This window comes from Corynebacterium evansiae (assembly GCF_027570065.1).
GTDB lineage: Bacteria > Actinomycetota > Actinomycetes > Mycobacteriales > Mycobacteriaceae > Corynebacterium > Corynebacterium evansiae.
In genome coordinates, this window is the sequence record NZ_JAKMUT010000010.1 from 1 (window position 1) to 13,407 (window position 13,407).

Sequence of the window (13,407 nt, forward strand, 5' to 3'; positions counted from 1 at the left end):
AGCACAGCCCATGTCTTGCTCGAAACACTCCACCAGCTGCTCACGCTGATGCTCACTCAGCGAACTTCGTGCTCTCAATGAAAACTACTCCCCACTAGTCGGTAACTGATTTCTCAGTCCAACTAATGGGGAGCAGTTCAGAACAGGTGGGGCGTTCATGCCGCTCAGAACAGCATTTGACCGTTAGAACCGTCAGAACCGTCAGGCATTAGCCCTCGTCTTCGACGGCACCCAGGGAGGTGATAACCAGCCCCGGAGCATCAGCCACGCTAGCGCTACCACCGGCGCCCTCACCGCCAGCACTGTCAACGCCAGCACTGTCAGCGCCAGCACCAGCACTGCCACTGCGGTCAATGTCCACGCGCACCGTGTCACCATCGCGCACCTCGCCGGCCAGCAGCTTCTTGGCCAGCTGGTCGCCGATTGCCTTCTGAATCAGGCGGCGTAGCGGTCGGGCGCCGTAGGCAGGATCGTAGCCATGCTCGGCCAGCCACGACTGGGCGTCATCAGTAACATCCAGGATCAAACGACGGGCCGCAAGGCGCTCAGCAAGAGCTCCCACCTGGATAGACACGATGGACTTCAACTGCTCAGCAGACAGCGGGTCGAAGATCAGCACGTCGTCCAGTCGGTTAATGAACTCCGGCTTGAAGGCGCGTTTCACCGCCTCCATGACCTCCTCGTCCGTGCCGCCGGCACCGAGGTTAGAGGTCAGGATCAGGATCGTGTTGCGGAAGTCCACGGTCCGGCCCTGGCCATCGGTCAGGCGCCCCTCGTCCAGCACCTGCAGCAGCACGTCGAACACGTCCGGGTGAGCCTTCTCCACCTCGTCGAACAGCACCACCGTGTAGGGGCGGCGCCGCACGGCCTCGGTCAGCTGGCCACCGGCGTCGTAACCGACGTATCCCGGAGGGGCACCGACCAGGCGGGCGACGGAGTGCTTCTCGCCGTACTCCGACATGTCGATGCGCACCATGGCGGTCTCGTCGTCGAAGAGGAAGTCGGCCAGAGCCTTCGCCAGCTCCGTCTTACCCACGCCCGTCGGGCCTAGGAACAGGAAGGAACCAGTCGGGCGGTTAGGATCCGCAACGCCGGCGCGCGCACGGCGCACCGCGTCGGATACCGCATCGACTGCACGGTGCTGGCCAACCACGCGGCTACCCAGCACGAGCTCCATGTTCAGCAGCTTCTCGGTCTCGCCCTGCAGCATCTTGCCCGCGGGCACGCCGGTCCAGGCGGAAACCACGTCGGCGATAGTGTCCGGCGTGACCTCCTCCGTCAGCATCATGCCTTCTTGCTGCTCAGCTACGGTCTCTTCGGCCTCGGCCAGCTTCTTCTCCACGTCCGGGATATGTCCGTAGCGCAACTCGGCGACCTTGGCGAAGTCGCCCTCGCGCTCGGCGATCTCAGACTCGCGGCGCAGGTTATCCAGCTCTTCCTTCAGCTCGCGCAGGCTGTCGATGCTGCCCTTCTCGTTCTCCCAGCGGGCGGTCAGGCCGGCCAGCTTCTCCTTCTCGTCGGCCAGCTCGCTGCGCAGGCGCTCGAGGCGGTCCTTCGAGGCAGCGTCGGTCTCCTTCTCCAGCGCCATCTCCTCAATCTCGAGGCGGCGGACAACACGCTCCACGTTGTCGATCTCCTCAGGTCGCGAGTCGATCTCCATACGCAGCCTAGAAGCGGCCTCGTCCACCAAGTCGATGGCCTTATCCGGCAGGAAGCGGCTGGTGATGTAGCGGTCCGACAGGGTCGCAGCCGCCACCAGCGCGGAGTCCTGGATACGCACGCCGTGGTGCACCTCGTAGCGTTCCTTCAGGCCACGGAGAATACCAATAGTGTCCTCCGTCGTCGGCTCGCCGACATAAACCTGCTGGAAGCGGCGCTCCAGCGCGGCATCCTTTTCGATGTACTTGCGGTACTCGTCCAGAGTGGTCGCGCCGACCAGTCGCAGTTCACCGCGGGCCAGTAGCGGCTTGATCATGTTGCCGGCGTCCATGGCGGAGTCCCCGCCCGCACCGGCACCGACGATGGTGTGCAGCTCGTCGATGAAGGTAACAACTTCGCCCTCGGCCTCCTTAATCTCGTCCAGCACAGCCTTCAGCCGTTCCTCGAATTCGCCGCGGTATTTCGCGCCGGCGACCATGGAGCCCAGGTCCAGGCTGATTAGCTTCTTGCCGCGCAGGGACTCGGGCACATCGCCAGCGACGATGCGGCGGGCCAGGCCTTCGACGATTGCGGTTTTTCCGACGCCAGGCTCGCCAATGAGCACAGGGTTGTTCTTCGTGCGACGGGAGAGCACCTGGACGACTCGCCGGATCTCCTGATCACGTCCGATCACTGGGTCAATCTTGCCTTCGCGGGCGCGTGCAGTCAGGTCAGTGGAGTACTTCTCCAGTGCCTGGAACTGGCCTTCCGGCTCCTCGGTGGTGACCTTTCGGTTGCCGCGAACGGATTCGAAAGCTCCACGGATGGCCTCGAAGGTGGCGCCTGCCTCGTGCATCACCTTCGCAGCGTCGGAGTTGCCCTTGGCAATACCGGCCAGCAGAACCTCGGTGGAAACGTAGGTATCGCCCAGCTGTTCTGCCAGCTCCTGGGCGGCGGTCAGCGCGTTCAGCGCGTCGCGGTTGAACTGCGGGTTTGCCATCTCGCTACCGGTGGCCTGCGGGTATCCGGCGACCAGGTTCTTGGCCTTAGCCGCGATTGTCTGCGGCTCCACGCCTGCGGCCTGCAGCACTGGCAGAGCAATGGAATCTTCCTGCTCCAGCAGCGCAACGAGCAGGTGCGCCGGTCGAATGTCCGGGTTGCCCTTGGCGGAGGCATCCTGGAGTGCAGCCTGCATTGCAGACTGGGTCATTGTGGTGGGGTTGAAGCTCGTCATTTCTACATCTACCTCCTACGGCTTCATGCCGGTCGCGGTTGCACGCTCCCGACTTTACTTGAGTACACCTGACTCAACCACCACAACCTTGAGTCTATTCCGCTCAATTTACGTATATGAGTGTGATTTACCCCACAAGTTCACCCCCGATCTACTTTTCTCGACGAAAACTATCGCCTTTTGAATGCTTTAAAGGTTAGATGAAACTTATCCAAATCGGGAACAGATTACCTATATCCGTAAAACGCATCCGTAACGAGAAGGTGATAGGGACCATGCTCCGACTCCACAAAAACCGCCCCACCCGCCGGGTCGCCTCCGCCATCGCGGCAGTCGCCATGACGGCCGCCCTGCCCGGCGCGCTCACCGCCTGCTCCAGCTCCTCCGCTGAACCTTACGCCCCCGGCAGCACTGCGGAGCTAAAGATGGCGGATAGCTATTCGCTCACCCACCCCGTCGGCACAGGTGGCACTCAACCCTTCCTCGACCAGCTGGAAAAAGACTCTTCCGTGGACGTCGAGTATTACGCCTCCGGACAAATGGGCAAGCAGGCCGACATCCCCTCCGTCGTCCGCAGCGGCGTGGTCGACATGGCGGTCATCTCCCCCTCCTACGTCAGCTCCAGCTTCCCACTCAGCAGTGTGGGCGACCTTCCGGGGTTCAGCTCCGATGCATGCGTGACCGCCTACGCACTTCGCGACCTGGTGAAGCCAGGGGGCGTCCTCTATGAAGAAGAGCTCGAGCCCATGAAATTCATGCCGCTCTGGACCGGCTCCATCCCCGGCTACGAGGCCATGACGGCCGGCCAGGACCCCTCGCATCCGAACAGCTTCCAAGGCGCAGTGCTCCGCTCCACCGGCGGCGCCCTGGACCGCGTAATCGACGAAATCGGCGCCGCCGGCGTGAGCATGCCCATCGGCGACATGTACGAGGCAATGTCTCGCGGCACCGTCGAAGGCACGCTCGCCAGCCCGATCTCCATCACCCCCTACGGGCTGGAAGACGTGGTCCACGCCAGCACTTACGGCGCTCAACAGGGCAACTTCACCTTCTTCTACGGCATCAACCTGGATACCTGGAACCGACTGAACGACCAGCAGAAGAAGGCGCTCACCGACGCTGCGGACAAGTCCCAGCAGTCCGTCTGCGAAGAGCTCAACGCAGCGCGCGAAGACTCAGTGCAGAAGATGAAGGATGCCGGCGTGCGCTTCTACGACGTCACCGACGGCGAAACGGCCAAGGAGTGGGAGAACATCTCCCAGCCCGTCCTAGACAAGTGGATCGAAGTCGCCGAATCCAAGGGGCACCCCGCCCAGCGGGTCGTGGACGACTTCGAGGACGCGCTGAAGCGCCATGCGGATCGCGCGGGTGCGGGCGTCACCGACCCGAAGACCCGAGCGGAAGCAAAGAAGGAGCAATCATGACTAGCAGTAACTTCATCCGCGTCGGCCACCACGGCACCGCCGATCGCAGCACATACGGCTACCACACCGAGGACCACCCGGGCTTCGACAAGATCCAAAACGCGGTCTCCGCGGTGTGCGCCTGGATCGCCGGCGCGGCCATCCTCGGGCTGGCGCTGGTCACTTTGGCGGAGATCGTAGCGCGCGAGTTCTTCGGCGCGCCTCTGGGCTGGAACATCTCCGTCACCGAGCGCTACCTGCTGCCGATCACCGCGTTCTTCGGGCTGGTCACCACGTACCGCACGGGCACGCACATCGCCGTGGAGTCGCTGTTCAGCAAGTTCGCGCCCAAAGTACAGAAGACCATCCTGCTGCTGATCCACCTGGCCGTTGTCATCTCCATGATCTTCGTCTTCATCGGCGGGTGGAACGAGACCTACATGGCGTTTTCCCTGGGTCACGCCACCCTGCCCGGCATGGCTGACCTGGCCACTCCCGACTGGACCTACCGCGTGATCGTGCCGATCGCCGCCGCCCTGTGTGCCTTCGTCGCCGCGCTGGACTTTGTGCGCGAAGTGATCACCCCGTGGGATCGCCCCTACACCGACTACGACCCCGGCGAGGAAGAGGTTTAAACCATGCTTGCGCTTACTATCGTTGTGCTGCTGGTCGCGCTAATTATCCTGCGCGTCCCCGTCAGCTTCGCCATCTTCGGCACGGCCACGGTCGGCCTGATCGCCCTCGGCGGGGTCGAGCTGGCCATCGCCACCATGGAGACCTCGCCGTTCGCGGCCGTGCGTTCCAACTCTTTGTCCGCCGTGCCGCTGTTCATCCTGATGGCGCAGCTGATGCTGATGTCTGGTCTTCTGGATTCTGTTTTTGACGCCGCCAAGGCGCTCGTCGGCCGCATCCCCGGAGGCACCGCCATCGCCTCCATCGGTGCAGGCACCGCGTTCGCGGCTGTCTCGGGATCGTCCACCGCTGCCGCGGCCACGCTGGCGCAGACTTCCTCTACCCGCATGATCGAGGAGGGGTACCACAAGGGCACCGCCACCGGCCTGGTGGCCGTGGTCGGTACGCTGGCGGCGATGATCCCACCGTCGATCATCCTGGTCTTCTACGCGATCACCGCTGAGGCTCCCGTGGGGGACGTTCTGATCGCAGGTTTCTTTCCAGGCGTGGTAGTGGCGCTGGGCTTGGTGCTGGTGATGTACATCGGCTTCCTGAAGGACAGCTCCCGCGCCCCGCAGGGCGAGTCGGTTCCCCTCTCAGAGAAGGGGCTGCAGCTGCTGAAGTCTTCCCCACTGCTGCTGATCTTCCTGGCGGTAGTCGGCTCCATCTTCACCGGCATCGCCACGCCCACAGAGGCCGCCGCTCTGGGCGTGCTGGCCGCGCTGATCCTGGTGATCGCGAAGGGCCGCTGGAATACCAAGAAGTTCGGCGAAACTGTACTGGGGACGGTGAAGACCACCGGCATGATCTTCGCCATCATCATGTCCGCGCACGTGCTGGGCCACTTCCTCACCGAAACGCGCGTCACCCCGAAGCTGGTCAGCGCCATCGGCGAGTCCTCCCTGCACCCGCTGGTAATCATGGCTCTGATCGGCGCGGTGTACCTGATCCTGGGGTTCTTCATGGACCAGATCGCCATCATCGCCCTGACCGTGCCGGTGACCCTGCCCATCGTCGAAGCCCTGGGTTACGATCCCGTCTGGTTTGGCATCTTCATCGTGCTGCTGGCTGAGACCGGAATGGTCACCCCGCCCATGGGCCTGAACGTGTTCGTGGTCTCCAAGGCCGTGCGCATCAACCCGATGATTGTGTTCAAGGGAGCATTCCCCTATGTCGTGATCATGCTGGTCATCGCCCTGGCCTTCCTACTGTGGCCCCAGCTGGTGCTGTGGATGCCGGAGTTAGCCGCTTAAGCTGGCCCGTGCCCATCGGGGATGGGGTTCCTTTCTAAAACACTAGAGAACGCATAGTGCTCAAAACCTGTTTAAGCTGCAGAGCATCCATTAGCGTTTAGTCCATGTACAAGGATCGCTACGTTGTCCTGCAAGCATCCACCTTCACCGAAGAGAAGGTGGATCCCGACCTCTTTTTCGACCGGTTTCGCTGGGCCGAATTATCCCTGAGTTTTTCCTACACCGGCGATTCCGACGGAAAGGTAATCCCTCTTAGCCTTTGGGAAATTAATGATGCTACCCACGACACTATTGAAGATCTACAGACTATTCGCGCACACTTAACCGTGCGATCGAAAGAGGATCGCTTCCCTCTTCGCCCGTTATTTGCCGTGTGGGACTCCGCATTGCCAAGTTCCGCGCTCTCAGCTCTCCACTCCATCAGTATGAGCGCGATTTCCGACTTCGGCATACCTTCAGTTTCCGATATCGAAGCTATCTCCGCTTGCGAGCGAAGCGTCAACGCATATGAACAGGACGAACCTTGGGCCAGCTCCGTCAAATTGCTCGAACAGACCATCTCTCGTCACCACATGAAGCAACGAGGGAAGATCACCGCATTCTCCGGTGAAAAAGTGGTTTCCAAGGAGGCGTACTACGCGGAAAGCTTTCGCCCCGCACTAATCTCCAGCGCCTTTGAAACCATCTTGCACGCCCTCCCCCAGGGAGAGGACTGGCGAATCACCGCCACTTCTTCAACGACGAACTCAGCTTAAGCTGCTAACGGTTCCAGCGGGAGCTGTGGCGTCTTAAGACCTCAATAATCCGATCCGCGTCGCGCGCGATCTGCTCGGTCGAGGCAATGACGGACACCGAGGCCACCGCCACTCCCTGGCTCTCGACGCGCACGGCCACACCATCCGCACCGTTCAAAGCCACGCCGGGGGCCACGCACTCGCCGGTCGCGCGCATGTCTGGGTACCAACGCTGGAACTTATTGATGGTCTCCTGCGAGCTCTCAGACGCCGCCAGAATCCCCCACACTTGCTCGTGCCCCAGCCCGGAGAGGATCGCCCATCCCGCCGATGTCTCGAGCGGCGGGCGCTGCAGCCGGTTTTGCGCCAGGTACTCGAACTCGGGGTCCGATAGCGCGTAGTCGAGGTAGTAGACATTGTCGCCCACCAATGACGCCAACACGGCGATATAGCCTGTCTCTTCCACCACGTCTTCCAGCATCTCGTGGGTGACCTGATCCACGGGGCGGCTACCGGCGAGGGTGCTCAGCAGGTACGGAGCCAGCCCCAGGCGGAAGGCTTTATCCCGTTCCTCCAGGTATCCGGCCGCGACCAGACCATTCACCAGGGATTGGGTGGAACTTACCGGGGCGCCAATGGCCTTGGAAATGTCCGTGAGTCCGCGCGGCTGCGGGTTGCGGGCCACGAACTCCAGGATGTCCGCGATCCGGTCGACGGTGCGGTGGTGGGATCTACCGGGCTGCTGGTCGACGGGAAAGGGGAACCGCGGCGCGGACTCTGAGTGGGGCGCGTCGGACATTGGGGGTTCCTTTCGGCTTGGGGCGGCAGGACTGCGCAGAACGATAGCTGAGAAACTCAGTTTCACAGCTAAACGTCACAACTCCAAGTCTTCGGAATCCTGTGGTTGCCGCTTCTCACGACACTCGGTGTGTAGTGGATCCTCTTCATTTAAAGGTGGACGTCTTACACATTCTCGGACTCCGTCGACGTGTTCATTTAAGCTATCCGAAATACGTGCCCATAGTGGATCGATAATAAAATCAATGCCAGCACGCCGGGCATACTTCGCCGCAGGCACAAAATCACTGTCTCCTGAAATCATTATTATCTGTGTGACAATGCCCCGTTCTGCCATGGTGGCTATATCGAGACCGATCCTCATATCCACGCCTTTTTGGATGATATCCAGATAGAAATCCTCAAGCCGTAGATCATCGACGCTGATCGTGCCACGGCACAACTTCTTCAAAGGCGCGGACTTCAACATGTAGCCGTTTTGCGTCTCTAATTCTTCACCTCGTCGGAGGGCAACTTTGCGCTTCTTGACAATTTCCTTGAGAAATTCAGAGTTCCACCTGAACTCTTCGCTCTTACCAAGATTGACTTGCTTCTGAGCCAGCGGGGGAAACAAGACCCGTTCCGAAGGCTGACAGTCGTAATAGAAGATTCGGTAGAGATTAGCCCCTGCCGTACGGATATGACGGCGACAGTAATCCACTAATTCGTTAGCCCTTTCAGAAGGTTCCTTGTCCCCGAAGAGCAATCTAGCTCGTCTCCTGTAAAACCCTCCGTCCACCAAGATTGCAGTCACCACTGGCCGCTGAGCCCCCATTTCCTCCCCTTCACTAATCCCCCAGGAGCATGAAAGCCTTAGTCATCGGCGCTCTCCTGATCAATGGAGGGTCAACGGCTAAGGCTGATGGCTCTGATTCTAGTCAGCCCCACGACATACGCAACCCCTAACGCGCGCGCCTTCCCATGCGGGGCATGAAAGAATTTTCGCAAAAGCCTTTCGGAACGAAACAACTTCCCCTACACTCAATACTACGCAAATCAGTATCCCGATACCTATATACGTAAGGAACAGACTGGCATGACTACCTCCCCGCTCGACCTCACCTCCTTCAACAGCCTGCTCTCCGACGAAGAGCGCATGCTGCAAGAAGCCATGGCGGACTTCGCCAACAAATCCCTCAAGCCCAACGTTCAGGAGTGGTTCGACAACGGCACCCTGCCCGCCAAGGAGCTCGGCCCGCAGTTCGGACAGCTCGGCGCACTGGGCATGCACCTGGAAGGCTACGAGTGCCCCGGCGCCTCCGCCGTCGCCTACGGCCTGGCCTGCATGGAGATCGAGGCCGTGGATTCCGGCCTGCGCTCCTTCGTCTCCGTCCAGGGCTCCCTGGCCATGTTCGCCATTCACCACTGGGGCTCCGAGGAGCAGAAGGAAAAGTACCTGCCGAAGATGGCCGCCGGCGAGTACCTGGGCTGCTTCGGCCTAACGGAGCCCGATGCCGGTTCCGACCCGGCGTCCATGAAGACGCGCGCAACCCGCGACGGCGACGAGTGGGTCCTCAACGGCACCAAGATGTGGATCACCAACTCCCCTGTCGCCGACGTGGCCGTCGTCTGGGCCCGCACCGAGGATGGCTTCGCCGGCTTCATCCTGGAAAAGGGCATGGAGGGCTTCACCGCCCCGGAGATCCACAAGAAGCTCTCGCTGCGCGCCTCCATCACCGGCGAGATCGTGCTGGACAACTGCCGCGTGCCGGATTCCCAGCGCTTGCCGAAGATCGACACCCTCCGCGGCCCGCTGACCTGCCTGAACGAGGCCCGCTACGGCATCATCTGGGGCGCCCTGGGCGCAGCCCGCGACAGCCTGGAAACCGCCATCGAGTACACCGAGACCCGCGAGGTATTCGGCAAGTCTCTGTCCAGCTACCAGCTCACCCAGGCGAAGCTGGCCAACATGTCCGTCGAGCTCAACAAGTCCGTCCTGCTGGCCCTGCAGCTCGGTCGCCTGAAGGATAAGGGCGAGCTCGCCCCGCACCAGGTCTCCGTCGGCAAGCTGAACTCCACCCGCGTGGCCCTGGAAATCGCCCGCGAGTGCCGCACCCTGCTGGGCGCTTCCGGCATCACCCTGGAGTACTCACCGCTGCGCCACGCCAACAACCTGGAATCCGTGCTGACCTACGAGGGCACCGCCGAGATGCACCAGCTGATCATCGGCCAGGCCCTCACCGGCAAGGGCGCATTCCGCTAAGCCCTGCGCTCCCAAACCCAGCCCCCACCCCCTCCCAACCTTCCCCAACCAGAAAGGAACCTATGGGTCCCCTCGAAGGCATCGTCGTGGCCGATTTCTCCCGCGTCCTCGCCGGCCCCTACGCGACCATGATGCTGGCGGACATGGGCGCGCAGGTCATCAAGATCGAACGTCCGGGCGTCGGCGACGACACTCGCTCGTGGGCACCGCCCGTCAACGCGCAGGGCATGTCCACCTACTTCGCCGGTGTGAACCGCAACAAGAAGTCCGTGGAGATCGACCTCTCCACCGACGAGGGTCGCGAGCAGGCCCGCCGCATCGCGGAGGAAGCCGACATCCTGGTGGAGAACTTCCGCCCCGGCACGATGCAGCGCATGGGGCTGGACTACGAGACACTCCGCCAGCACAACGAGGGCCTGATCTACGCCTCCCTCTCGGGCTTCGGCTCCGGCAAGGGCGCGGACATCGGTGGCTACGACCTGATGGTGCAGGCCGTCGGCGGCCTCATGTCCATCAACGGCGAGGAGGGCCACCCCGTGAAGGTCGGCGTGGCGCTGGTGGATGTCCTCACCGGCCTGCACATGGGCATGGGCATCCTCGCCGCCCTGCATTCCCGTACCTCCTCCGGCAAGGGCCAGCACATCGAGATCAACCTGCTGCACACCCTGCTGTCCTCCCTGGCCAACCAGGCCAGCGCGTTCGTCGGTGCGGGCGTAATCGGCAAGGCGATGGGCAACACTCACCCTTCCATCGCCCCCTACCAGGTCTTTAAGACCCAGGAGGGCGACCTCGCCATCGCCGCGGGCAACGACTCGCTGTACCACCGGACCTGTCGGGTGCTGGGGCTCGAGGAGTTTATTGATGACGCCCGCTTCGCCACCAACAGCGACCGTGTCGCTCACCGTGCCGAGTTGGCGGAGATCATCGAAGGTGCTTTGGCACAGGCTGGTGCCCAGGAGTGGTTCCAGAAGCTGCGTGCCGCCGGGGTTCCTGCCGGCCCAGTGAACAACATCAAACAGGCCTTCGAGTTCGCAGAATCCTTAGGCCTGGATCCGATCGTCGAGGTCGAGGGCATGCGCAGCGTCCGCAACCCAATCAACTTCTCCGATACCCCAATCGAGTACCACACTGCCCCGCAACAGCTCGGCAATCCTGCTTTCCAATAGGGGAGTTCCAATTCACAGGTTCGGGTGCGACAATGAGGAGCAACCAATCGGCCCCTCACCCGGTTGCCTCAGCCCGCCCCTGTAGAACCCCCTGTAGAACAAGGAGACTTCGAGTTCGTGGCACGCCACTCTTCGTCCGACGAATACAGCTTCGCAGAGTTCCTCACGCTCATTGAAGAACACCGCCACGACCTGGTCCAGCTCACCCGCGCAAAGCTGCACGCAATGGATCCCAAGCCCATGACCGTGCACTTCCCGCACGTCGCGGGCGCCGAGTACGCCAACCCCACCCCGGATTTCGCTCAGACGATGGAGCTGGACGAGGCCTACCTGGACCGCACCATCCGCTTCGTCCTGCGCGGCATCACCTCCGGCGGTGAGTTCGCCACCGACCAAGCCGAATTCTTGGTCGCTACCGGCCGGGATTTCCGAAAGTTCGGCGTGGGTTCTCAGCATTATGAGGCGCTAGAGTCCGCATTGGTGGAGGCTGTTGGGGAGTATATGGGCGTCACAAAAAAGCTCAGCGACACAATCAACCTCGGATGTAGCTTGCTTGCCTACGGTGCGCTCGAGGACGAGGAAGTCGACGTGCCTGCGACCTCGGCCGCACAGGTGCTCGAGGTGCTTCATCCTTGTGACGCCATCGCCGTGATCCGCGCGCAGATGGATCCGCCGTTGCCGTATTGGTCCGGCCAGCATGTGGAGGTCCGCACGCCGCATACTCCGCAGCTGTGGCGGGCGCTTTCCCCGGCGATTCCTTTTAACGAGGACGGTTTGGTGGAGTTTCACGTCCGCGCCGTCGGGCCGTTTTCCCGTGCGATCGTGGAGGGCTCCCAGCCCGGCGAGCAGTGGGTGGTGGCCAATCCATATGGCGACCTGCAGATTTCCGGCGAGAAGCCGGTGGTGATGGTGGCCGGGTCCACGGGTCTGGCGCCGGTGCGGGCGATCCTTCTGGACCTGATCCAGTCGGAGGAGCGCCCGCCGATGGTGCAACTGTTCTTCGGCGCGCAGAACCCGGACGAGCTCTACGAGTGGAAGGGCCTGGTGGGCTTCGAGGATGCCTTCGATTGGCTGGATTTGTACCTGGTGGTGCAGGAAGATGCGCCCGCCCCAGAGGACTTCGAGGCCTACACCGCCCGCGGCCTGGTAGGGGATGTGGCCGCCGAGCGCGGTTCGTGGCGCGATGCCGAGGTGCTGATCACGGGTGGCCCAGAGATGAAGCGCCACACCGTGGAGGCTTTCCTCCGCGCTGGTGCGAACCGCGAGCAGCTGCGTTTCGACGTGCCTAACTAATTCAGCTACTTCAGCTGCTGAGCTTCCTCCACGTCACCGACCAGATCGACCCCCACGCCGAGCTCACGGTCGGTGTGGTGGCCTTCCAGTACGGGCAGGTTCTTGCGAACCTTGTCCACGTAGTTCGGGTCAATGTCGATGGTCAGCACCTGGGCGGCGTAGCCGGTCTCCGCCAGTCGGGCGCCGTTCGGACCAATCGCCACAGAGTGGCCGATTCCGGTGGGGCCATCCGCAGTACCGTAACGCTCCGGCGAGCCCGGGCGTGCCATGCCCGCGGCGATCAGGTAGCTGGCGGAATCCAGCGCGCGGGCCGCGGTGAGCTCGCGCCACTGCTCCAGCTTGCCCGGACCATCAGCCCAGCTAGAAGGCACAACCATCACCTTCGCGCCCGCGGCAGCCATAGCCACGAAGTGGCCGGGGAAGCGGATGTCGTAGCAAGTAGCCAGACCCACGCCCACGCCACCGACGTCGATGACTACCCGGCGCTTACCCGGCTTGACGGTATCGGACTCGCGGTAGCCGAAGGCGTCGTAGGTGTGAATCTTGTCGTAGTGCGTCACGTAGTCCGGCCCCGCGACCAGCAGGGTGTTGTTCACACGGCGGAACTGGTTGGCCTCCGGGGAGTCGCTGGGTTGTTCCTCCACCAGCTGCCCACTCGGGGTGCGGTAGACCGTGTCGGCCGGGGTGAACATGCCGACGACTGCGGTAGTTCCGTGCTTCTTGGCCGTGTCGATAATCGCCTGGGCAAACGGCCCATCCAGCGGTTGGGCGACAGTATCCAGCCGCCCGCTATCGAAGGGGAACATGGCCGCCTCGGGGAAAACGACCAGGTCGGCACCGTTTGCCGCGCCGGACGCGATGTACTTCAGGATGCGAGCCAGGTTGGCTTCCACGTCCGGTTCGGCCTTCATCTGGATGACAGCGATACGCATACAGTCCACCCTAGCGACATTGCCGACATCGCGCCCCCTTTT

General features: G+C 62.3%; 11 protein-coding genes. 7 read left to right on the forward strand and 4 right to left on the reverse strand.

Going from position 1 to position 13,407, the window contains the following annotated elements:
- Positions 1-208: 208 nt before the first annotated feature.
- Positions 209-2,872, reverse strand: a complete 2,664-nt coding sequence (gene clpB / locus L8V00_RS09420) for an ATP-dependent chaperone ClpB (protein WP_269944865.1) — start codon at positions 2,870-2,872, stop codon at positions 209-211.
- Positions 2,873-3,147: 275 nt separating this feature from the next.
- Here clpB and L8V00_RS09425 point away from each other — a divergent pair, with 275 nt between their 5' ends.
- The 4 genes from L8V00_RS09425 to L8V00_RS09440 all read left to right on the forward strand — a co-directional run bounded on the left by L8V00_RS09425 (position 3,148) and on the right by L8V00_RS09440 (position 6,955).
- Positions 3,148-4,296 carry a TRAP transporter substrate-binding protein gene (locus tag L8V00_RS09425; RefSeq protein WP_269944866.1) on the forward strand — a complete coding sequence of 383 codons (1,149 nt, stop codon included), beginning with the start codon at positions 3,148-3,150 and terminating at the stop codon, positions 4,294-4,296.
- Positions 4,293-4,910, forward strand: a complete 618-nt coding sequence (locus tag L8V00_RS09430; RefSeq protein ID WP_269944867.1) for a TRAP transporter small permease — start codon at positions 4,293-4,295, stop codon at positions 4,908-4,910. The genes L8V00_RS09425 and L8V00_RS09430 overlap by 4 nt, the downstream gene beginning before the upstream one ends.
- A 3-nt stretch (positions 4,911-4,913) precedes the next feature.
- Complete coding sequence (locus L8V00_RS09435; RefSeq protein ID WP_269944868.1) at positions 4,914-6,200, forward strand: TRAP transporter large permease; 1,287 nt, start codon at positions 4,914-4,916, stop codon at positions 6,198-6,200.
- Between the two features lie 104 nt (positions 6,201-6,304).
- Positions 6,305-6,955 (forward strand): hypothetical protein, encoded by a 651-nt coding sequence (locus tag L8V00_RS09440; protein WP_269944869.1) that lies wholly within the window; start codon positions 6,305-6,307, stop codon positions 6,953-6,955.
- A gap of 4 nt (positions 6,956-6,959) precedes the next feature.
- On the opposite strand, the gene L8V00_RS09445 is transcribed toward L8V00_RS09440, so the two are convergent.
- Positions 6,960-7,733, reverse strand: coding sequence for an IclR family transcriptional regulator (locus tag L8V00_RS09445; RefSeq protein ID WP_269944870.1), 774 nt, complete (start codon positions 7,731-7,733; stop codon positions 6,960-6,962).
- Positions 7,734-7,808: 75 nt separating this feature from the next.
- A complete protein-coding gene (locus tag L8V00_RS09450; protein WP_338027552.1) occupies positions 7,809-8,477 on the reverse strand; it encodes an NYN domain-containing protein in 669 nt (222 codons plus the stop codon).
- A gap of 330 nt (positions 8,478-8,807) precedes the next feature.
- Here L8V00_RS09450 and L8V00_RS09455 point away from each other — a divergent pair, with 330 nt between their 5' ends.
- The 3 genes from L8V00_RS09455 to L8V00_RS09465 all read left to right on the forward strand — a co-directional run bounded on the left by L8V00_RS09455 (position 8,808) and on the right by L8V00_RS09465 (position 12,433).
- Entirely contained in the window at positions 8,808-9,974 is a 1,167-nt protein-coding gene (locus tag L8V00_RS09455; RefSeq protein WP_239316262.1) for an acyl-CoA dehydrogenase family protein, read from the forward strand.
- Positions 9,975-10,036: 62 nt separating this feature from the next.
- Positions 10,037-11,140, forward strand: a complete 1,104-nt coding sequence (locus L8V00_RS09460; RefSeq protein WP_269944872.1) for a CaiB/BaiF CoA transferase family protein — start codon at positions 10,037-10,039, stop codon at positions 11,138-11,140.
- Between the two features lie 117 nt (positions 11,141-11,257).
- A complete protein-coding gene (locus L8V00_RS09465; protein ID WP_269944873.1) occupies positions 11,258-12,433 on the forward strand; it encodes an FAD-binding oxidoreductase in 1,176 nt (391 codons plus the stop codon).
- A 5-nt stretch (positions 12,434-12,438) separates the two neighbouring features.
- On the opposite strand, the gene L8V00_RS09470 is transcribed toward L8V00_RS09465, so the two are convergent.
- A complete protein-coding gene (locus tag L8V00_RS09470) occupies positions 12,439-13,365 on the reverse strand; it encodes a carbon-nitrogen hydrolase family protein (RefSeq protein WP_035004896.1) in 927 nt (308 codons plus the stop codon).
- Between the last annotated feature and the right edge of the window lie 42 nt (positions 13,366-13,407).